The organism is Streptomyces sp. SGAir0957 (assembly GCF_043523415.1).
This window is the reverse complement of record NZ_CP027293.1, coordinates 7,874,597-7,893,522: the sequence shown is the minus strand read 5'-3', so window position 1 is coordinate 7,893,522 and position 18,926 is coordinate 7,874,597. Positions and strand designations below refer to the sequence as shown.

Below are 18,926 nucleotides of genomic sequence, written 5' to 3'. Positions count from 1 at the left end.
CGCGTGGTGGACCCGGCACGGATGGGGTACTTGCGGGAACGTGCCACGGTGGCACGGGCGGTCGCCGCCGAACTGCGCCGCCAGAGCCGGGAGTTGATCGAGGCGAGCCGCTCGCTGCGGCACGGCCGGACGGTGGACGATACCGGGACGGCACCGTCGGACGGGCCCGCGGGGAACGGCTGAACGTCGTCGGCGACTCAGCCGCCGTCGGTGACCGGGTTCGCGGCGAACGCCTCGTCCTGGCTGTCGTAGACGGCGAAGATCCCCTCGGAGGCGGTCAGGGCGAGCAGCCGGCTGACCGTGGGGTGCGGCGAGACGAGGACGAAGCGGCTGCCGGCCGCCAGGGCGCGGCGGTGCAGGCGCAGCAGCGCGTTGTACCCCGAGGAGTCGCAGAAGGTGACGTGCGACAGGTCGAGGAAGGCCGCGGGGTGGTCGTCGAGCAGTCCGCCGAGGAGGGCGTAGAGGTCGGTCGCCGTGTGCAGGTCAAGTTCGCCCTCGGCGCGCACCACGACGCGGGGGTTCTGCGACGCGTCGGTGGTCAGTGTCAGATCGCTCATGCGGCGGTGCTCCCGTGCTGCTGGCCGAGTGCGAAGTACCCGAATGGTGCCTCTTTGGCATCGTATATGCCGCTTTCATCACTTTGTCACGCGGGCCGGTCTCCGCCGACGGCCCGGAACCGCCGGGGGGCGTCGCGGGCATGGCGGACAGCCTCCGGCCTAGATGCGCCTTAACGTCGCGCCATGCCGACGACGACGCCTTTCGTGCCCTGGTCCGCCGCGAACGCCCGCCGCATGAGGCGCCAGGGTCTGCTCGCACCGGTCCCCCGCTCCCCGACGGCGGTACCCGGTCTCGCGGCGACCATGCTCGGCGTCCACGCCCAGGTACTGTCCGCGGCCGAGCTGTCCCTCGGGCTGCGTATCGAAGGGGCGACGCGCGCCGACGTGCGCGACGCCCTGTGGCGGGAGCGGTCGCTGGTCAAGACGTACGGGCCGCGCGGCACCGTCCATCTCCTGGCCGCCGCCGACGCGCCGATGTGGACCGGCGCGCTCTCCGCGATCCCCGGCGTCGGAGAGCCGGCCAGGGACGTCGGACTCACGGCGGCGCGGACGGACGCCGTCGTCGCGGCCGTCGGGGACGCCCTGACCGGCGCGGAGCTGACCGCCGACGAGCTGACGGAGGCGGTCGTGGCGCGGACGGGGCCCTGGGCCGGCGATCTCGTCATGCCCGCGTTCCAGGGCATGTGGCCGCGCTGGCGGCAGGCGATGCACACCGCTGCCCACCGGGGTGTGCTCGCCTTCGGTCCGAACCGGGGCCGTCAGGTCACGTACACGAACCCCTGCGTGACGCCGATGGAGCGGGACGCCGCGCTGGCCGCGCTCGTCCGCCGCTACCTCCACGCCTACGGCCCGGCCACCCCGCGCCATGTCGCCAGGTGGCTGGCGGCCCCCCAGGGCTGGGTGAGCGCGCTCCTCGCCGAGCTGGCCGGGGACGGGCGGATCGAGCCGGTGGAGTTCGAGGGCGTCGGCCCGGCGTGGGTGGCGGCCGGTGACAGCGCGTTCCCCGAGCCGGAAGCGGAAGGAGGGGAGGTGCGGCTTCTGCCCTACTTCGATGCGTTCGCAATCGCCTCGCACCCCCGCGAGCGGCTCTTCCCGGGCCGGGCCTTCGAGCGCGCGCTCGCCCGCGGTCAGGCGGGGAACTATCCGCTGCTCCTCGTGGGCGGGGTGGTGGCGGGCGTCTGGCACCAGCGCCGCTCGGGCCGGCGCGTCACCGTCACGGTCGAAACTTTGAGCCACCTCACAGCCGGACAGCTCGAAGAATTGACGCGCGAAGTCGACCGGATCGGTGAAGTCGCCGAAGCCACAGCCCAGTTGGTACGGGGACCGGTCACCGTGGGGCCGCACGCGTAGAGCGCGCAAGGGCCACTTTCGGGCGGGCCGGATCTTGCGGGGCCGTTTCGCCCGTTACCCTCGCAGTGTCTAGGGCGCCAGATAGCGGGCGCCGAACACTGGAGGCAACACTTCATGCTGATCGCTCAGCGTCCTTCGTTGACCGAAGAGGTCGTCGACGAATTCCGTTCCCGGTTCGTGATCGAGCCGCTGGAGCCGGGCTTCGGCTACACCCTCGGCAACTCACTTCGCCGGACCCTTCTCTCGTCCATCCCGGGCGCTGCTGTCACGAGCATCCGTATCGACGGGGTCCTGCACGAGTTCACCACCGTGCCGGGCGTCAAGGAAGACGTCACCGACCTCATCCTCAACATCAAGCAGCTGGTCGTCTCCTCGGAGCACGACGAGCCCGTCGTGATGTACCTGCGCAAGCAGGGCCCGGGTCTGGTCACCGGCGCCGACATCGCGCCCCCGGCCGGTGTCGAGGTGCACAACCCCGACCTCGTCCTCGCCACGCTCAACGGCAAGGGCAAGCTGGAGATGGAGCTGACCGTCGAGCGCGGTCGCGGCTACGTCTCCGCCGTGCAGAACAAGCAGGTCGGTCAGGAGATCGGGCGCATCCCGGTCGACTCGATCTACTCGCCGGTTCTCAAGGTCACCTACAAGGTCGAGGCCACGCGTGTCGAGCAGCGCACCGACTTCGACAAGCTGATCGTCGACGTCGAGACCAAGCAGGCCATGCGTCCCCGTGACGCCATGGCGTCCGCCGGCAAGACGCTGGTGGAGCTGTTCGGTCTGGCCCGCGAGCTCAACGTCGACGCCGAGGGCATCGACATGGGCCCGTCCCCGACGGACGCCGCGCTCGCCGCCGACCTGGTGCTGCCGATCGAGGACCTCGACCTCACGGTCCGGTCGTACAACTGCCTCAAGCGCGAGGGCATCCACTCCGTGGGTGAGCTCGTGGCCCGTTCCGAGGCGGACCTGCTCGACATCCGCAACTTCGGTGCGAAGTCGATCGATGAGATCAAGGCGAAGCTGGCCGGTATGGGCCTCGCGCTCCGCGACAGCCCGCCCGGATTCGACCCGACCACCGCGGCCGACACGTTCGCCGCGACCGATGACTCGGACGCCGGGTTCATCGAGACCGAGCAGTACTGAACCACGTAGTACCGCACGGCAGCAGCCGGGCCCCGGAGTGACCGCCGTCACTCCGGGGCCCGGCCTCGTTGTGTGGATCGGTCTCGTTCCGGTGGATCGATCCCGCCCTCTTGACACCTCCGATCTTGGTCGGAAACATCGCCCGCGTTCTTTGACATCGTTATCAAGCCCTCCCCCCATGGCCTGTGACACGTGTGCGACAGGCGTAAGAAGGCGACTGCATGACGACACATCCCCCCACCCGCGGAGCGCTGCTCGCCGGGGCGCTGGCCACCGTTCTGGCCGGCGGACTGCTCACCGCCGTGGCGGCGCCCGCGCAGGCGGCGCCCGTCTCCCGGGCCCCGGCCCTCGTGAGCGATCCGGTCCGCGAGGTCGACCCGCTCATCGGCACCAGCAACGCGGGCAACACCTATCCCGGCGCGGTCCGCCCGTACGGCATGCTCTCCTGGAGCCCGCAGACCTCCACCGGCACCCAGACGAAGAACCCCGCCCCGGGCGGCTACCGCTACGACGCGACGCGGATCCGCGGCTTCTCGCTCACCCACCTCAGCGGGGTCGGCTGCTCCGGCGCCGCGGGCGACATCCCGATCATGCCGCACGTCGGCGAGGTGACCGGCTCACCGACCGCGGACACCGGCGACACCACGTACGCCTCGACCTTCGGCCACGACCACGAGAAGGCCACCGCCGGGCGCTACCAGGTCGCCCTCGACAGCGGTGCGACCGCAGACCTGACCGCCACCACCCGCACGGGCACGGGCCGCTTCGGCTTCCCCGAGGGCAAGGCGGGCTCGCTGCTGTTCCGCACCTCGAACTCCGAGAGCGGCAGCACCGACGCGCACGTACGGGTCGACGCGGCCCACCGCACCGTCACCGGCTCCGTCGACGCGGGCAACTTCTGCGGACCGCAGAGCGAGAACAACCGGCACCAGCTCTACACCCTGCATTTCACTGCCCACTTCGACACCCCGTTCGCCGCCACCGGCACCTGGCACGACGGCGACCTGCGCCCCGGCACCACCGAGGCCTCCGGCGGCACCGGCTACGACGAGAACGGAAACCCGCGGGCGGGCAAGGGCTCCGGCGCGTACGTCACCTTCGCCAAGGACGTACGGCGGATACAGCTGAAGGTCGGCATCTCCTATGTGAGCGCCGAGGGCGCCGAGGCGAACCTGCGCCAGGAGAACCCGGCCTCGGCGTCCTTCGCCGACACCGCCGCGGGCGCCGCCGCGCAGTGGCGCACCGAACTGCGCAAGATCGGCGTCGGCGGCGGCACCGAGGCGCAGCGGCGCACCTTCTACACCGCGCTGTACCACTCGATGCTGGAGCCGACCGTCGCCAACGACGTGGACGGCCGCTACGCGGGCGCCGACGGCCGCGCCCACCGCCTCGCCAAGGGGCAGCGCGCCCAGTACGGCACCTTCTCGGGCTGGGACCAGTACCGGGCGCAGGTCCAGCTGATGGCGTGGCTGTCGCCGAAGGCGGCGAGCGACTACGCGCAGTCCCTCTACGCGTACGCCGGCCAGCGCGGCGGCGAATGGGACCGCTGGCTGCTCCAGCAGGGCAAGACCAGCGTCATGTCGGGCGACCCGTCGGCCGTGGCGCTCGCGGGCATGTACGCGTTCGGGGCCCGGGACTTCGACGTGCGCGGGGCGGTCGACTCCCTCGTCCACGCGGCGACCGTGCCCACGGCCAACGACTCCTCCGACGCGGGCTGCCAGGTCGAGTGCGTGGGCCAGCGCCCGTCGCTCGACTTCTACCTCGACCACGGTTACGTGCCCTCGGACGACTGCCACTGCTGGGGCGGCGCCGCCGAGACCCTGGAGGACGCCGCCGCGGACTACGGCCTCTCGGAGCTGACCGGCGCGCTCGGCGACCGCGGCCGCCAGGCCGACTTCCTGCGCCGCTCCGGCGCGTGGAGCAACGTGTTCGACCCGGACGCCACCCCGGAGGCCGGCTGGATGCGCGACCGCAACCGCGACGGCACCTGGGCCGGTGACACCTTCGACCCGGGTACGGGCGACGGCTTCGTCGAGGGCAGCAGCGCCCGGTACACGTGGATGGTCTACTCCGACGTGGCGGGGCTCGCGGAGGCGATGGGCGGCCGGGACAAGGCCGTCGAGCGCCTGGACTCCTTCTTCCGCGCGCCGGACGGCACGTTCGACTTCTCCGCGAAGGACGACACGCGCTACGACCCCACCAACGAGCCGGACATCAACGCGCCCTACCTGTACGACTACCTGGGGCAGCCGTCCCGTACACAGGAGACCGTCCGCGCCGAGCTGGACCAGCTGTGGACCGACACGCCCGGCGGCATCCCGGGCAACGACGACGCGGGCACCATGTCCGCCTGGTACGTCTTCTCGGCCCTCGGCGTCTACCCGCAGGTGCCCGCCCGCGCGGACCTGGTCCTGACCTCGCCGCTGTTCCCGCGCGCCGAGGTGCACGGCGGGTCCGGCCGGACCCTGCGCGTCGAGGCACCGGGCGCGGGCGCGTCGGCCCCGTACATCCAGGGCGTCCGCGTCGACGGCAAGGCGTCCGACCAGACCTGGGTCCCCGCCTCGACGGTGCTGCGCGGCGGCACCCTGAGGTTCGCGCTCGGGGCGACGCCGGACGAGGCATGGGGCACGGCCCCGCAGGACGCGCCGCCGTCGTTCCCGGCGGGCGGCCGTCAGCGCCAGGGCCTGTCGTAGGGGTGAGGGAGGCGCGGGTTCGGGTCACTCGTCCCTGAGCCGCTCGAGCCCCGTCTCCCACCTCTTCCTGCGCTCCTCCTGCGACTGCTCCCACCAGGCGGGGCCCCGTTCGCCGAGGGCGGTCTTCGCGACCTGGACCCGGGCGCGGGCCCGGCGCTCGGCCTCGGGGTCCTCCTGGCGGAGAGCGTCGCGGACCGCGCGGCGGGCCGCCATCAGGTGCTTGCGGAGCTCCGCCGCGGTCTCCTCCGGCAGTGCGGGGTCGGTGGCCCGCCACTTCCTTCCGTCGATGACGACGTGGTGGCCGTCGTCGGTCGGCTCGGCCCTGCGTTTCTTCTCCACACGGGAAGTGTGCCCCTCCGCCCCGGTACAGGCCGGTAACTCACACGTGTGGCCCTGCTCCGATGGCAGGGTGTCGGCACCGCTCATACGTTTCCGCCATGCCCGAAAAGCGTGTGTTCCGCCGCTGCCTGACCCGACGTCACCTCGTCCCCGCGGGTGGCGTCGCGGCCACCCTGACGTGTACCGGATTCACGGCCGCGCCCGTGAGCGCGCACGACTTCGACCGGCCCGCCGGGATCGCCCTCGTCGTCCTGGCCGGGCTGACGCTCCCCCTCGTCCTCCTGCGCGGGCGGCGCCGACACAAGCCCGACGGGGCCGCGCCCGGGCCGGCCCCGAAGAAGCCCGGGGTGCTGCGGCGGCACCCGTTGGCCGCCCGCGCCGTGCTCGCCACCGCCGTCCTCGCCGTCAGCACGCTCGGCTGGTCGGTGTCCGGCGCGCTCACCTACCCCGGCGACGACAGCACCGCGGCGCGCCTCGCCGGCTGGGCCCGCGAGCACCACATGGGCTCCGTCGTCGACCAGTTGGAGAACGCGAAGTACAAGATGGACCCGCCCAAGGTCGGCGGAGAGCTGCCGAAGTCCGCCGCGGACCGGATGAAGGACGTGCCCGCCGCCGCCGCACCCGCCGCCGGTGACGTGCAGCCGCGCCCGCCCATGAAGCCGCTCGTCTCCCCCGCCCTGAAGGGTGAGGGGGTGTGGCGGACCCTGGCGAGCGACCACGGCCGGCCGCTCGTCCAGGGCACCTACGTGCGCCCCGACAGCGAGCACACCTCGTACCAGGCCGCCGTCGCCTGGATCAGCTCGAAACACACCCGCTTCCGGCTCCACCCGGGCCTGCGCGAACCCGGAGACACGTTTCGCACACCTCCGACCATCCCCGCCGGGTCCCGCACCGGACTGCTCGCCACCTGGAACGGCGGCTTCAAGATCACCGACGGCGGTTCCCGCGGCGGTTTCCACCTCGACGGCAAGACCGTCGGCGAACTGCGCGACGGCACCGCGTCCGAGGTCTTCCACCGCGACGGCTCCATCGAGATCGGCGTGTGGGGCCGGGACGTACGGATGACGCCCGACGTGGTCGGCGTGCGCCAGTGCCTGGAGCTGATGGTCGACGACGGGAAGGTGGTGAGCGACATCGACGACGACAGCAAGTGGGGCGCCACCGACCAGTCCCGCATGTTCGTGGAGCGCTCGGGTGTCGGCGTCACCGCACAGGGCGACGTCATCATGGTCGTCGGCCAGGCGCTCTCCGCGCCCACGCTCGCCCACCTCATGCAGCGGGCGGGGGCGGTGCGGGCGATGCCGCTCGACATGAACCGCGCCTGGCCCTCCTTCATGAGCTACGACGGCCGCCGCACCCCGCACAACCCGGTCCCCACCAACATCCTCGACTTCGAGAACCCGCCCACCCGCTACTACCACCAGGCCACGCGCGACTTCGTCGCGGTCTACGCCCGCTGAGCCCCGTCCGGCGCGCCGGCACCGCTCGTCAGCGGGGGTCGTTGGCCACGGCGGTGGTGACGCAGTAGCCGATCGGGCCCGCCGCGTCGTACAGGGTGCAGTGGCCGACGGCGATGCCGTCCTCGGCCGTGTGGCCGGTCGCCTCCAGGCCGATCGCGTCGCTCAGCGGGAGCCGGCTGAGCGTCAGGGTGTAGTCGGCGTTGATGTAGCGCAGTCCCTCGTCGCTCGCGTGGGCCATCGGGCTGGCCGCGTCGGCGGCGAGCGTGACCCGTACGAGCGGGGAGACCGACTCCCCTGCGACGAGCGGCCGCGACTCGCGCAGCCATGCCCGGCGCCGCTGGTCGCCGTGCCATGCGCGGACCGGGCGGAGGTCCTCGTCGAACCGCCAGAACGTGCGCGCCGTGTCGGCGGCGGGCAGCGCGTCCGGCGGCGGCGCGTCCCACGGCCCGGTGGCGCGGACGTGCCCCGGCGGCGGTGCGCTCGTGCGCAGCAGGACCGCACTCACCCGCGCCAGCGGCACACCGTCACCCTGCTCGCCGACGCCGTGCACACCCTCGCCCTGCTCGCCGACCTTGTGCACACCCTCGCCCTGCTCACCGGCGCCGTACACGACCGCGTCGGCGACCCGTATCCGCCGCCCGTCCCGCACCCGCTTGGTCCGTACGCGGACGGGGGCCAGGGGCGCGCTGCGGAACAGGTCGACGGTGAGCCGGGCCACGTGCATCCCCTCGGCCCCGTGCTCCCGTTCGAGCACCCGCGCGGCGAGCCCGGCCAGCAACCGCCCGTGCACCGTCCCGGGCGCCCACCACCCCCGCGCCTGCTCCCCGGGCACGAACACGCCTCCGTCGAGACGGAAGTAGGCCGCCTCGCCCTCGGTCTGGGCCACGCGGGCTCCCCTCTCTCCTCGGCCTGCGGTGATCCGGTCCTCCGGATGTCTCCATGATGACCGGACGGCAAGACGCCGGTCGACGGACGCCGGTTTCCTGAGAACATCGCACGGGAGGTACAGACACATGACAGCGCAGGACGCGCAGGACACGGCCGTTCGACTCCGTGCCGTGTGCGGGGAGTTGGCGGAGCGGTTCTACGAGCGGGACGACGTGGTGCGGACGCTGGTGGTGGCGTTGCTCGCCGGGCAGCACTCCTTGGTGCTCGGCCCGCCCGGGACCGCAAAGTCCGAGATGGCCCGGGAGCTGACGAGCCGCGTCGAGGGCGCGTCGTACTGGGAGATCCTTCTCTCCAAGTTCACCGCGCCGACCCGGATGTTCGGCCCGGTCGACGTCGCCGCGCTGGCGCGGGGCGAGTACCGGCAGATCTACGACGGCCGCGCCACGACCGCGCACATCGCCTTCATCGACGAGATATTCAAATGCTCCACGGCGGCGCTGAACGAGACCCTCGGCTACCTCAACGAGCGCATCTACCACCCCGAGAGCGGCGGCGAACCCATCCGCTGCCCGCTGATCGGCGCCATCACGGCGAGCAACGAACTGCCCACCGGCGAGGACACCGCCGCGATCTACGACCGGCTCCTCGTCCGCATCGAGGTCGGCTACCTCACCGACCCGTCGAACTTCGCCGCGCTCGTCCGCTCCGCGGTCGGCCGCCCGGCGCCGCCCGCCCGGACCACCGTCGACCTGGCCGCGCTGCGGTGCGCGGTGGCCGAGGCGGTCCCCGCCGTACAGGTTCCGGACGCGATCGTGGACGCCCTGTGCACCCTGCGGGCCGCACTGCGCCGCAAAGAGCTGATCGCCTCCGACCGCCGCTGGCGGCAGGCGGTGAGCCTGTTGCAGGCGTCCGCGTACCTGGACGGCCGTCCGGAGGTCGCCGCGACGGATCTCTCCGTGCTGACCCACGTCCTGTGGGACTCGCCCGCGCAGCGCCCCACCGTCGAACGCGAGGTGCTCCACCTGGTCAACCCCGACGCCAAGGAGACGCTCGACCTCGCGGACGTCCTCGACGAGCTGGAGACCCAGCTCGACGCCATGGCCGGGCAGTCGCGCGAGGCGCTGAGCGACTGGGTCATCAAGAACGCCCACCACAAGCTGGCCACGGCGGGCAGGCGGCTGGAACAACTGCACGCGCAGGCCGCCGCGGCCGGACGCTCCACGGCCACCATCGACCGTGTGACGAACCGTCAGCGGGCCGTCCGGGCCCGCGTGCTCACCGAGGCGCTCGGCATGGACACGAGCATGGTGCGGGGGCAGCTCTGACGATGAGTGAGACACCCGGCACACCCGCCGCGACCGAGCACGCCTGTGTGATCCCCGACCGCTTCGACCGCTTCGACCGCTTCGCCTGGCGCGACACCTACGCCCAGTCGGAGGGGTTGCGGGACCTGGCCGGCGAGCTGACCGCGCTGCACCACGGCGCCGCCGACCTGCTGACGGACGTGTTCCTGGCCGCGTACAAGGCCGCGCCGCGCCTGCGTGAGCGTGCGCGCATGCATCCGTCCCGGCTGCTCAACCACCACGTCCTCACCTCGCTCATGGAGCCGCCGGACTTCACGGAACTGCGCCGCACGACGGCCGGGGACGCCTATGCCGCCGCGATGGCCGTCCTCGCCATGGCCCCGGCGCTGCGCCGGATGCTGAGGTCCGCCCCGGACGAGGGGGAGGCAGCAACCCCGTCCGACACACACGAGACACCCGAGACACCCGAGACACCGTCCGACACACCTTCCGGCACACGGCCCGACGCGGCGGCCGAGGGCGCGGCGGAGCAGGCCGCGCAGGCCCTCGCCGCCACCGGGTCCGCCCTGCGCGCCGCCGCGCACGCCGCGTCGGCGCGCGCGGCCAGGGCCGCACGGCAGGAGGCCGCGATGGTGCGCGCCTGGGGTGTCGCACCCGGTGAGACGGAGCGGATGCCGTTCGGCGAACGCCTGCGCCTGGCCGAGCGGTTGGGCGGCAGCAGGCTGGCACGGTGGGCCGACCTGATCGGCCGCTTCCGGCAGATGGCCGCCGCCGAGCGGGCCCACAAGGTGGAGAACACGGCCGGGGAACTCGTCGGCGTCACGCTCGGCGACGACCTTTCCCGCATCGTCCCCTCCGAGTTGGCCACCCTCGGACTGCCCCCGCTGCGCGCGGTGTTCGCCGCGCGGTACGCCGCCCGGGAGCTGATGGTCTACGACCAGCAGGGCGAGCGGAGCACCGGCCGGGGCGCCGTCGTCGCCTGCGTCGACACCTCGCACTCCATGTACGAGGAGGGGCCGGGCGGCATCACCCGGGAGGCGTGGGCGAAGGCGTGCGCGCTCGCCCTCCTCGACCAGGCCCGCGCCGCCGGACGCGATTTCGTCGGGGTCCTGTTCTCCGCGGCCGACAAGGTCCAGGTGTTCCGGTTCCCGGCGGCCGAGAACGCGGAGGTCACCCGGGTCCTGGAGTTCGCGGAGACGTTCCTCGGGGGCGGCACCAGCTATCAGCGGCCGCTCTCGGTGGCCGCGGGTGTGCTGGAGGAGGAGTTCGCCGACGCCGCCCGCGCCCGGGGCGACATCGTGATGATCACCGACGACGACTGCGGCGTCACCGAGGAGTGGATGCGCGGCTGGAAGGAGGCCAGGCACCGGCTGGGCTTCCGGGTCTTCGGCGTGGCCGTCGGCGCCCCGCGCGTCGCCGCGGCCGACTCGGTCCTGGACGCCCTGTGCGACAACCTGCGCGCCGTCGACGACTTCACGGACGTCCACGCGGCGGCGGACCTCTTCCGCGTCATCTGAGACCCTGTCCGCAAACCCCCGCCTGCGCCCCGGAGCGCGCACCCGCGCGTGCCCGGCCAGGAGGTCAGGTGCTCGCCTGGTCGCTGTCCCGGTGTGCGCCCCAGCCGTGCCAGCGGTCGATCTCGATGACGGCGCTGACGCGGCGCCGGACCTGGTCCGGGTAGGCGTTGCCGGTGTAGTGCGTGGAGATGCGGTCGATGTCGGCCAGGCCCTCGTCGTCGTGTGTCTCGACGACCCGCCCGATGAGGGTGACGTGGGTGTACCAGTCGTCACTGTCGAGGACGGTGAGGGAGACGCGCGGGTCCCGCTGGATGTGCTTCAGGCGGACCCGCCCCTCGTCGAGGCTGAGAAGTACGCGGCCGTCCTCCCACAGGTACCAGGTGGGGGTGGAGACGGGGGTGCCGTCGGAGCGCAGGGTGGCCATGACCGCGGGGTTGGGGCGGCGCAGCATCTCCACGGCCTCGGGCGGCAGGGGCGGCTTGGACATACGTGTTCCTGTTCCTCACTTCAGGTTTCTCCCGGTGTTTCGGGATCTCCCGACACTACAGACCCCCTGGCGCCGCGACAGCGCCCAGGGGCGGGGCGCGGCGCCAGGGGGTGCAGAGAGCCTGCTGTGCCGGTCAGTCGGAGACGAGGTCGCCGAACTGCACCACGGCCGGGGTGCTGTTGCTGACGCTGATGCCGTTCTCGTTGAACCCGTCGCCGTGCCCGAGGCCGAATCCGTCGTCGGCGGCGGCGAGGCCCGAGCCGCCGAGGACGGCGATGGCGGCCAGAACCGTGGCGGTGACAGCTGTACGCAAGCGCATGTGGCAGTCCTTTGCTTCGAGGGGGTGGAAAGATCAATCGAAGCTTTAACCGGTACGGCCACGGCTCACACGGGCACGCGCCGACTCCACTCGTCCGTGTGTTCCCTTCGGCCGATACGCGCAGCGCGCGCGTGCGAAGGGAGGCGGGGCGGGGAAGGGGCCGGAGCCATTCGGCGGCGGCCCGAACAGCTCAACCCCGCTCGCCGTCCTCCCCGTCAGCCTTGTCCTCCCCGTCCTCCCCGACCCCTCCGCCCTTGCCGTCCTCGCCGCGCAGTCGCAGCAGATACGTGGCCGTCACCGCGACGGCGCGGTCCTCGTCGCGCGCAAGGTCCACGAGCGCACGCGAGGTCGCCCGGCCCGGGACCCCGGCGAGTGCCTGCGTGAGGCGTCCGCGCGCGGGTGCGCTCGTGGCCGGGGCGGCGAGGCGGTCGACGAGCAGGGCCGCGATCCGGTCCGCCATCGCGGCGTCGCCCGCGAGCACGCTCAGCGCGTCGGCCGCGTCGGTGTCGTTCCGCCCGTCCACGATCATGTCGACGAGTGTCGGGACCGCCTCCGTCGCGCCGCGGGCGCCCAGCGCGAGCGCGGCGTGCCCGCGGACCACGTCGTCCGGGTGGCGGAGCGCCCGGCGCAGCTCCCCGGCCGCCGCGTCGCCCGACAGCTTGGCCAGGGACCGGGCGGCCCGTTCCCGTACGGCGGCCACGGGCGAGGCGAGCCCCTCCGCGAGGAGCGCCGGCCCCCCGTCTCCGGCGCGCGCGAGCGCCCACCGCAGGGCTCCGGCGACGACCGGGTCCGCCTCGCCGAGCGCCGCCTCGACCAGCGCTTCCACCGGCACCGGGACCTCGTCGCCCGAGGAGAGCGCGGCCCGCTGGCGCGCGTCGGGGTTCTTGGACCCGAGCGCCTGGAGCAGCGCGACGACCTGGAGGACGTCCTCCCAGCCCGCGGGGTCCGCCGCGTCGATACGGCGCAGCCGCGCCAGCAGCTCCGTCTCGGCGGCGATGCGTGCGCGGGTCTGTTCGATGAGGTCGCCGACGAGCGCCGACGGTGTGAAGCCGGGGTCGTCGAGGGCGCGGCCGATCTCCCGCAGGGACAGGCCGAGCGAGCGCAGGCTCTCGATGTGGAAGATCCGCCGGACATCGTCGCCGGAGTACTCCCGGTAGCCGGAGCCCGTCCGGCCCGACGGGCCCACCAGGCCGAGCGACTCGTAATGCCGCAGCATGCGGGCGCTCACCCCGGACCGTCGCGCCACCTCACCGATCAACACGCCCCTATCGTCCCGCTTGTGGTGCCGGGCTCCGCCCACCGAGGGCCACGACGCGCTTGGCCTCCTCGATCGCGAACCCGAATCCGGTCTCTGGGTCGTCGAGCAGCCGTTGTGTGGCGAGCGCGTGGGCGTGCACGCGCGCCTTCGTGCCCGTCGTCGCGGCGCGCAGCGGTGCCTCGGCGGCCTCGCCGAGGTCGACGAGCGCCCTGCTGAGACTCAGCTGTGTGTCCCTCTCCCCGCGCCCGAGCTGGGAGGCCAGCACCTCGGCGAGCGCGGATTCCTCCCCGTGCGGTACGAGCACGACCGCGGTCCGCCAGGCACTGCGGGCCACTTCGACCTCGGGGTCGGTCAGCAGCGCCTTCGTGAGCGCGGGCCAGGCCCGCCGGTCGCCGATCTTGGACAGGGTGTGCAGCGCCTGGCTGCGCGCCTGCGCCTGCTCCGAGCGGGTCTCGCGGACCAGTGCGGGGAGTGTCATGTCGACCGGGTGGCGGGTGAGCGCCCAGGTCAGCATGTCGCGGACGAAGAACTCCGGCTCGACGGCGCTCCGTTCGACGAGCGCGGCGACGAAGCGGGGGTGGGGCTCCGTGCCCACCGCCATGGCGGCCCGCAGCCGTACCGAGGAACGGTCGTCCTCCAGCCCCCGGAGCAACTGTTCCTGCGCGGGCTGCCCTTGCTCCCGCGCGGGCTCCGGCTCCCCCTCCGGCCGGCCCCCGGGCTCATTCCCCTGGGTCCGTCGTGTTCGGCTCTGTCCCGCACCTGTGATCGTCACTGAGACCACCTCCTCGGCCGCAGTGAAGACCTTGTCACCGTGTCAAGGTCAAACGACGGCCGGGGAAGGTGCCGTCACACGACGATGACACGGCGTCCGCGTGTGTGTCCGGCCTTGCTGTCGAGGTGTGCCGCCGCGGCCTCGCCGAGTGTGTACGTCCGCGCGACGGGGATGTGCAGCTTCCCGCGCGCGATGAGGGCCGCGGCCTCGGCGAGCGCGGCCGGCACGCTCCCGGCCACGCCGGAGAAGCGGACGCCGAACGCGGGCGCGCCGAGATCCGCGATGGTGACGACCTTGCGCGGGTCCCCGGCCAGCTCGACCAGTTCGGGGACGACGCCCGAGCCGGACACGTCCAGGGCGGCGTCGACGGGGCCGAGCCGCCGCACCCGCTCCGTCCAGCCGTCGCCGTACGTCGTGGCGAGGGCGCCGAGGTCGCGCAGGTAGTCCTGGTTCGCGGCGCTCGCCGTGCCGATCACCTTGATGCCGCGGTCGCGGGCGATCTGCAGCACCGCCGAGCCGACTCCCCCGGCCGCGCCGCTCACCAGCAGGGTCTGCCCCGGCTCCACGCCGACCTCGCGGATGATGCGCAGGGCCGTCTCCACCACGGACGGATACCCGGCCGCCTCCTCGAAGGTCAGGCCTTCGGGCATCCGGGCCCAGGCGCCGAGCACGGCGAACTCGGCATAGGTGTCCGCGCCTTCGCCGAACACATGGTCTCCGATCCGGACACCCTCGACACCCGCGCCCACCTCGTCCACGACCCCGGCGGCATCGATGCCCACCCCCGCGGGCAGCACGGTGGGGTGTGCTCCCAGGACCTGGCCTTCGCGGATGCGCCAGTCGACGGGGTTCACACCTGCCGCCCGTACGGCGATACGTATGCGGCCGGGGCCCGGGTGGGGCTCCTCGGCGTCGATGAGGCGGAGGACGTCCGGGCCGCCGAAGTCGGCGAAGCTCACTTTCTTCATGCGGCCGACCGTAACACTAACGGTTAGTGTTTTGGAGCTGTTAGGTTTTCGTACTCGATGGCGCTGATAGCGTGGGCGCATGACCGTGCCCACCGGCCGCCGCGAGCGCAAGAAGGCCGCGACCCGCCAGAAGATCGCCGACGCGGCCCTGCGGCTGTTCCTGGAGCGCGGATACGACGCGGTGGGCATCCGCGATGTCGCCGCCGAGGCCGACGTCGCCGTGACCACGCTCTTCTCCCACTTCGCCTCGAAGGAGGCGCTGGTCTTCGAGCAGGACGACGACTTCAGGGAGCGCCTCGTGCGGGCGGTCACGGACCGGGGACCGCGGGAACCGCTCATGCCCGCGCTGCGCCGTGAGGTCCATGCGATGGTCCGCCACTGTGCGGCGGAGGGGGCCGCCCCGATCTGGCGCATGATCGACGCGTCGCCCGCCCTGCGCACGTACGAGGAGTCCATGCGGCTGCGGCACGCGGACGCGCTGGCGACCGCCATCGCCGCCGAGTTCGCCCTGCCGGAGCCGACGACGGCGTGCCGCACGATCGCGCGGTTCGTGCTCGACGCGTACGCGCTGGGCCGTGAGGCGGCCGAGCCAAAAGCGGCGGTGGACGAGGTGTTCCGCATGGTCGAGGCGGCCTGGGAGGTCGCCCGGCCGCGCTGAGGCGGGGTCAGCCGCCGAGTCGCAGCAGCGTGTCGTAGGCCTGCTGGATGAGGTGGTTGCCGCCGCCCGGGGCGCAGTTGGCCAGGGCGACGACGGCGGCGCGCCGTCGGAGGTCGAAGCCCGCGAAGACGGTGCAGCCGCGGGTGCCGCCCGAGTGGTGGTGGACGCGGGATCCGTCGTGGCGCGGGCGGACGTTCCAGACGAGCGCGAGCTGCCGGGCGCCGTTCCGGACGGCGATCCGGGGCCGGACCGTGTCGCGCAGGGCCGCGCGCAGGGGGTCCGGCAGGACCGTCGCCCGTACGGGGCGGTCGGGGTCGAGCAGCGCTTCGGTGAACGTCAGCAGGTCGCGCGCGCTGGAGCGGACGGCGCCCGCCGCCGGCATCCCGGGGATGCGGAACGGTGGTCTGGGGCGCCGGTGCCAGTAGCCGGTGACGTCGCCGCCGCGCACCGCCTCGTCGTCCGGCGGTGCGGCCACGCAGTCGGTGTCGTGCAGGCCGAGCGGGCGCAGGACGCGGGCGGTCAGGAGGGACGCGTAGTCCGGTGCGCGCGCCGCGCCGCTCAGGGCGTGCCCGAGCAGGCCGGCGCCGAAGTTCGAGTAGTGCAGGCGGGTGCCGGGACGGGAGCGCAGGCGGGTGCGCGACAGGGCGTCCAGCGTGTCGGCCGCGGTGAACGCCTCGTAGGGGTTGGCGAACAGGTGCGGGAGCGCCGTGCGGAGCAGCCCCGGCGGCAGGCGGGGCAGGCCGGAGGTGTGGGTGGCGAGGTGGAGCAGGCGGATGCCGGCGCCGCCGGGCGGGGGGCGGGTGCCCGGCGGCAGGTGGCGCAGGACCGGGTCGTGGAGGCTCAGGGCGCCGCACGCGGCCTGTTCGGCGAGGAGCAGCGCCGTGAAGGTCTTCGTCACGGAGCCGATCTCGAACCGGGTCGCCCCGTCCGCCTGCGCTCCGTCGTGGTGCGCGGTCGTCCCGTGGGCGACGACGGTACGGCGCCCGTCGTGGTGCAGGCCGACCGCGACCGCGCTGGCCGCCGGGGCCGCGGCGAGCAGCGCGGGAAGGTGACGCGCGGCGGCGGGCCACGGCGCGGTGTCCGGGGTGCGGGAGGCGGGCCGGGGCTCCATCAGCCGGGGTGGGGGTTCTCCAGCGCGCGGGCGAGCGCCAGGTTGCCGGCGATCACGGCGACGATGGTGGGGTGCTGGTGGTCCTCGAACCGCTGGGCCGGGTCGTCGTCGACGGGCTGGTCGTCGCGGGGCACCATGCCGTCCTCGTGCTGGATCTCGGCGAGGCGCCGCCAGTCCTCGGGGTCGGCCTGGGGATCCGGTCGGCACATCTCGACGATCATCAGCTCCGCCATGAGGTCCCAGTGCCCGGTCTCGGCCCAGATGTCGGTCCACACCGGGAGCCAGTCGCCCAGGTAGCCGGAGAGGTCGTCGGGCAGTCCGGAGGGCAGCCATCCCCAGTCCGTCAGGTGGTAGACGGTGTGGGTGACGGCGTAGGCGGTGAGCCAGTCGATGTGCCAGGGCTCGGGTGTGCTGCCGAGCCAGGTGGCGCGGGTGAGCGTTTCCCAGTGAGGTGTGCCGGAGCCGTGGTCCAGGCCGGTGACGCGGATGGCGTTGGCGACACCGAGCCGCCGGTTCGGCACATGTTCCGCGGCGTGTGTGGAGGTGAGGCCGACGGTGTGCGCGAGGAGTTCGTCGAGTTCGGGCAGGCGGAAACCGCCGCGCGTGAAGTGGGCGTACGTCTCCAGCGGGTCGGTCCTCAGCGGGTTGCGCAACAGCCGTTCGTACAGCAGCGAACCGTTGGCCGTCTGCTCCCAGCAGTACGTCAACAGGTCACGGGCGACAGCGAGTTCGGTCGTTCCCGCGGCGCCGCCGCGCAGAACGAGGGAGGCCGCGAGGGCGGTCTCGCCGAGCGCCTTGTAGGCGCCGCTGTCGGCGTTCAGGTCGGCTTCGGGAAGGGCGGACAGGGCGCCGTACTCGCGGTTGGCGTGCAGCCAGTGCAGCGCCCGTGAGCTGACGGCGTGGGCGAGTTGGGTGGGTGGGTGGCTCATACGTGCCTCGCGTGCCTCGGGCCGAGCAGGTGGCGGGCGATGGCGATGTCCAGGGCGAGGCGGCCGCCCCCGCCGAGCAGGGCGATGTGCTCGGCCAGCGGAACCGGGTCGAGGGGCAGCGGAACGCCTTCGGCGTGCGTCCATGCCAGCCAGCGGGTGAGGCGCGCCGCCGTGGGGAAGTCGCGGCGCAGGAGGGCGCGGGTGGCACCGCGCGCCAGGCCCGCCGCCCCGGACCGTGCGGCCTCGTGCACCGGACCGTCGAGGCCGGGCAGGGCGAGGGAGGACAGCTGACTCATCCGTACCGACCAGGGCACCCAGCCCTCGTACGCCGGTCCGTCCCCGGTCGCGGTCGGCGGGCGCCGGCGCTCCGGGCCCGGATCGCACCGCGGCGGCGCCTGCGGTACGGGTGCGGCCGGGTTGTCCGGCGCGGGGTCGAGCAGTGTCAGCACGCTGACGGTGGACCAGTCGATCCATGCCCTGAGCCACGGCTGCTCGGGCCCCTCGGGCGGCGCCGCGGGGGCCGGCCGGGCCGGGGGCAGGGCGTCGAGCGCGAGGGTGACGGCGGCGCCCTCCTCGGGCGGCGGGGTGCGACCGGTCAGGACGTGGGGGGCGAGGATGTCGGCGCCCAGCATGCGCACCGCGGCCACCGCCACGCTCTGCTCGCTCGGCGGGAGCGACACGACGGACTCGAGGTGGGCGGCGGCAGGCGCCGTGGGCCCGACGTCCCGGAGGGCGTCGAGCACACGACGAGCAAGACGCTCAGCCGACCCGTTGTGGGCGGTGCGTGAGCGTTCGCTGATCACCGGCCCTTCGGCTCCTTCGGCTCCTTGGGGGAGAGCAGGAGGCCGAGCAGGAGGGCGCCGACTCCGCCGCCTTCCGGTGAGGGGATCGGAGCGTCACTCACCGGCGCTTCCGACGGGACCATCAACCCTTCGACGGCTTCTTTGTCGAGCACGAGGCTCGTGGACTGAAGAGTGAGCATCATCGCTGCTCCTCTGCCTAGATGACGGCACTGTCGCAGTGCCCCAACCACTTCACCAAAACACCCGAAATCGCCACGCGGCAACCCGAGTTGTCATGGCGGTACGGGGGTGAGGCGCGCCGCCGGTCGGCGGGGCACGGGATCGACCGCGGTCGGGCGGAGCGCCCCGATTAGGCCAAACGGGTGAACGCTCTCCG

At 73.2% G+C, this 18,926-nt stretch carries 20 protein-coding genes; 8 read left to right on the top strand and 12 right to left on the bottom strand.

Annotated features, from left to right (window positions below; genetic code table 11):
• The first annotated feature begins 3 nt into the window (after positions 1-3).
• Positions 4-183: a hypothetical protein gene (locus tag C1N81_RS41130; protein ID WP_394436537.1), complete on the top strand. Its 180-nt coding sequence runs from the start codon at positions 4-6 to the stop codon at positions 181-183.
• A 14-nt stretch (positions 184-197) separates the two neighbouring features.
• Here C1N81_RS41130 and C1N81_RS41125 read toward each other — a convergent pair whose 3' ends face one another.
• Positions 198-557 carry an STAS domain-containing protein gene (locus C1N81_RS41125; RefSeq protein WP_394436536.1) on the bottom strand — a complete coding sequence of 120 codons (360 nt, stop codon included), beginning with the start codon at positions 555-557 and terminating at the stop codon, positions 198-200.
• 183 nt (positions 558-740) lie between these two features.
• Between C1N81_RS41125 and C1N81_RS41120 the strand changes: the two genes are divergently transcribed.
• The 3 genes from C1N81_RS41120 (at position 741) to C1N81_RS41110 (ending at position 5,737) form a co-directional block, all read left to right on the top strand.
• A complete protein-coding gene (locus tag C1N81_RS41120; protein WP_394436535.1) occupies positions 741-1,907 on the top strand; it encodes a winged helix DNA-binding domain-containing protein in 1,167 nt (388 codons plus the stop codon).
• 114 nt (positions 1,908-2,021) lie between these two features.
• The gene (locus C1N81_RS41115; protein WP_394436534.1) at positions 2,022-3,044 is read left to right on the top strand and encodes a DNA-directed RNA polymerase subunit alpha; all 1,023 of its coding nucleotides are present in this window, start codon (positions 2,022-2,024) and stop codon (positions 3,042-3,044) included.
• 221 nt (positions 3,045-3,265) lie between these two features.
• The gene (locus C1N81_RS41110; RefSeq protein WP_394436533.1) at positions 3,266-5,737 is read left to right on the top strand and encodes a GH92 family glycosyl hydrolase; all 2,472 of its coding nucleotides are present in this window, start codon (positions 3,266-3,268) and stop codon (positions 5,735-5,737) included.
• A gap of 24 nt (positions 5,738-5,761) precedes the next feature.
• On the opposite strand, the gene C1N81_RS41105 is transcribed toward C1N81_RS41110, so the two are convergent.
• Positions 5,762-6,076 (bottom strand): hypothetical protein, encoded by a 315-nt coding sequence (locus C1N81_RS41105; protein WP_394436532.1) that lies wholly within the window; start codon positions 6,074-6,076, stop codon positions 5,762-5,764.
• A gap of 98 nt (positions 6,077-6,174) precedes the next feature.
• Between C1N81_RS41105 and C1N81_RS41100 the strand changes: the two genes are divergently transcribed.
• Positions 6,175-7,536, top strand: a complete 1,362-nt coding sequence (locus C1N81_RS41100; RefSeq protein WP_394436531.1) for a phosphodiester glycosidase family protein — start codon at positions 6,175-6,177, stop codon at positions 7,534-7,536.
• Positions 7,537-7,564: 28 nt separating this feature from the next.
• Here the strand turns inward: C1N81_RS41100 and C1N81_RS41095 are convergent, their stop codons facing one another.
• A complete protein-coding gene (locus tag C1N81_RS41095) occupies positions 7,565-8,422 on the bottom strand; it encodes an acyl-CoA thioesterase domain-containing protein (RefSeq protein ID WP_394436530.1) in 858 nt (285 codons plus the stop codon).
• A gap of 127 nt (positions 8,423-8,549) precedes the next feature.
• On the opposite strand from C1N81_RS41095, the gene C1N81_RS41090 reads away from it, so the two are divergent.
• The gene (locus C1N81_RS41090) at positions 8,550-9,749 is read left to right on the top strand and encodes an AAA family ATPase (protein ID WP_394436529.1); all 1,200 of its coding nucleotides are present in this window, start codon (positions 8,550-8,552) and stop codon (positions 9,747-9,749) included.
• Positions 9,750-9,751: 2 nt separating this feature from the next.
• Positions 9,752-11,245 carry a VWA domain-containing protein gene (locus C1N81_RS41085; protein WP_394436528.1) on the top strand — a complete coding sequence of 498 codons (1,494 nt, stop codon included), beginning with the start codon at positions 9,752-9,754 and terminating at the stop codon, positions 11,243-11,245.
• Between the two features lie 64 nt (positions 11,246-11,309).
• Here C1N81_RS41085 and C1N81_RS41080 read toward each other — a convergent pair whose 3' ends face one another.
• The 5 genes from C1N81_RS41080 to C1N81_RS41060 form a co-directional block, all read right to left on the bottom strand.
• Positions 11,310-11,732, bottom strand: a complete 423-nt coding sequence (locus tag C1N81_RS41080) for a PPOX class F420-dependent oxidoreductase (protein ID WP_394436527.1) — start codon at positions 11,730-11,732, stop codon at positions 11,310-11,312.
• Positions 11,733-11,865: 133 nt separating this feature from the next.
• Positions 11,866-12,051: a hypothetical protein gene (locus C1N81_RS41075; protein WP_394436526.1), complete on the bottom strand. Its 186-nt coding sequence runs from the start codon at positions 12,049-12,051 to the stop codon at positions 11,866-11,868.
• A gap of 190 nt (positions 12,052-12,241) precedes the next feature.
• Positions 12,242-13,312, bottom strand: coding sequence for a MerR family transcriptional regulator (locus C1N81_RS41070; RefSeq protein ID WP_394436525.1), 1,071 nt, complete (start codon positions 13,310-13,312; stop codon positions 12,242-12,244).
• Between the two features lie 4 nt (positions 13,313-13,316).
• Complete coding sequence (locus tag C1N81_RS41065) at positions 13,317-13,961, bottom strand: HEAT repeat domain-containing protein (RefSeq protein ID WP_394438550.1); 645 nt, start codon at positions 13,959-13,961, stop codon at positions 13,317-13,319.
• Between the two features lie 194 nt (positions 13,962-14,155).
• Positions 14,156-15,049 carry an NADP-dependent oxidoreductase gene (locus C1N81_RS41060; RefSeq protein WP_394436524.1) on the bottom strand — a complete coding sequence of 298 codons (894 nt, stop codon included), beginning with the start codon at positions 15,047-15,049 and terminating at the stop codon, positions 14,156-14,158.
• A gap of 79 nt (positions 15,050-15,128) precedes the next feature.
• Between C1N81_RS41060 and C1N81_RS41055 the strand changes: the two genes are divergently transcribed.
• The gene (locus C1N81_RS41055; RefSeq protein ID WP_394436523.1) at positions 15,129-15,707 is read left to right on the top strand and encodes a TetR/AcrR family transcriptional regulator; all 579 of its coding nucleotides are present in this window, start codon (positions 15,129-15,131) and stop codon (positions 15,705-15,707) included.
• Positions 15,708-15,714: 7 nt separating this feature from the next.
• Here C1N81_RS41055 and C1N81_RS41050 read toward each other — a convergent pair whose 3' ends face one another.
• Genes C1N81_RS41050 through C1N81_RS41035 form a run of 4 tightly spaced genes read right to left on the bottom strand, consistent with a single transcriptional unit; the run spans position 15,715 to position 18,732 of the window.
• Positions 15,715-16,818, bottom strand: coding sequence for a serine hydrolase domain-containing protein (locus C1N81_RS41050; RefSeq protein ID WP_394436522.1), 1,104 nt, complete (start codon positions 16,816-16,818; stop codon positions 15,715-15,717).
• A complete protein-coding gene (locus C1N81_RS41045; protein ID WP_394436521.1) occupies positions 16,818-17,747 on the bottom strand; it encodes a DUF6895 family protein in 930 nt (309 codons plus the stop codon). Before C1N81_RS41045 ends, C1N81_RS41050 begins: the two co-directional genes overlap by 1 nt.
• Entirely contained in the window at positions 17,744-18,550 is an 807-nt protein-coding gene (locus C1N81_RS41040; protein ID WP_394436520.1) for a hypothetical protein, read from the bottom strand. Before C1N81_RS41040 ends, C1N81_RS41045 begins: the two co-directional genes overlap by 4 nt.
• Positions 18,547-18,732, bottom strand: coding sequence for a hypothetical protein (locus C1N81_RS41035; RefSeq protein ID WP_394436519.1), 186 nt, complete (start codon positions 18,730-18,732; stop codon positions 18,547-18,549). Before C1N81_RS41035 ends, C1N81_RS41040 begins: the two co-directional genes overlap by 4 nt.
• Between the last annotated feature and the right edge of the window lie 194 nt (positions 18,733-18,926).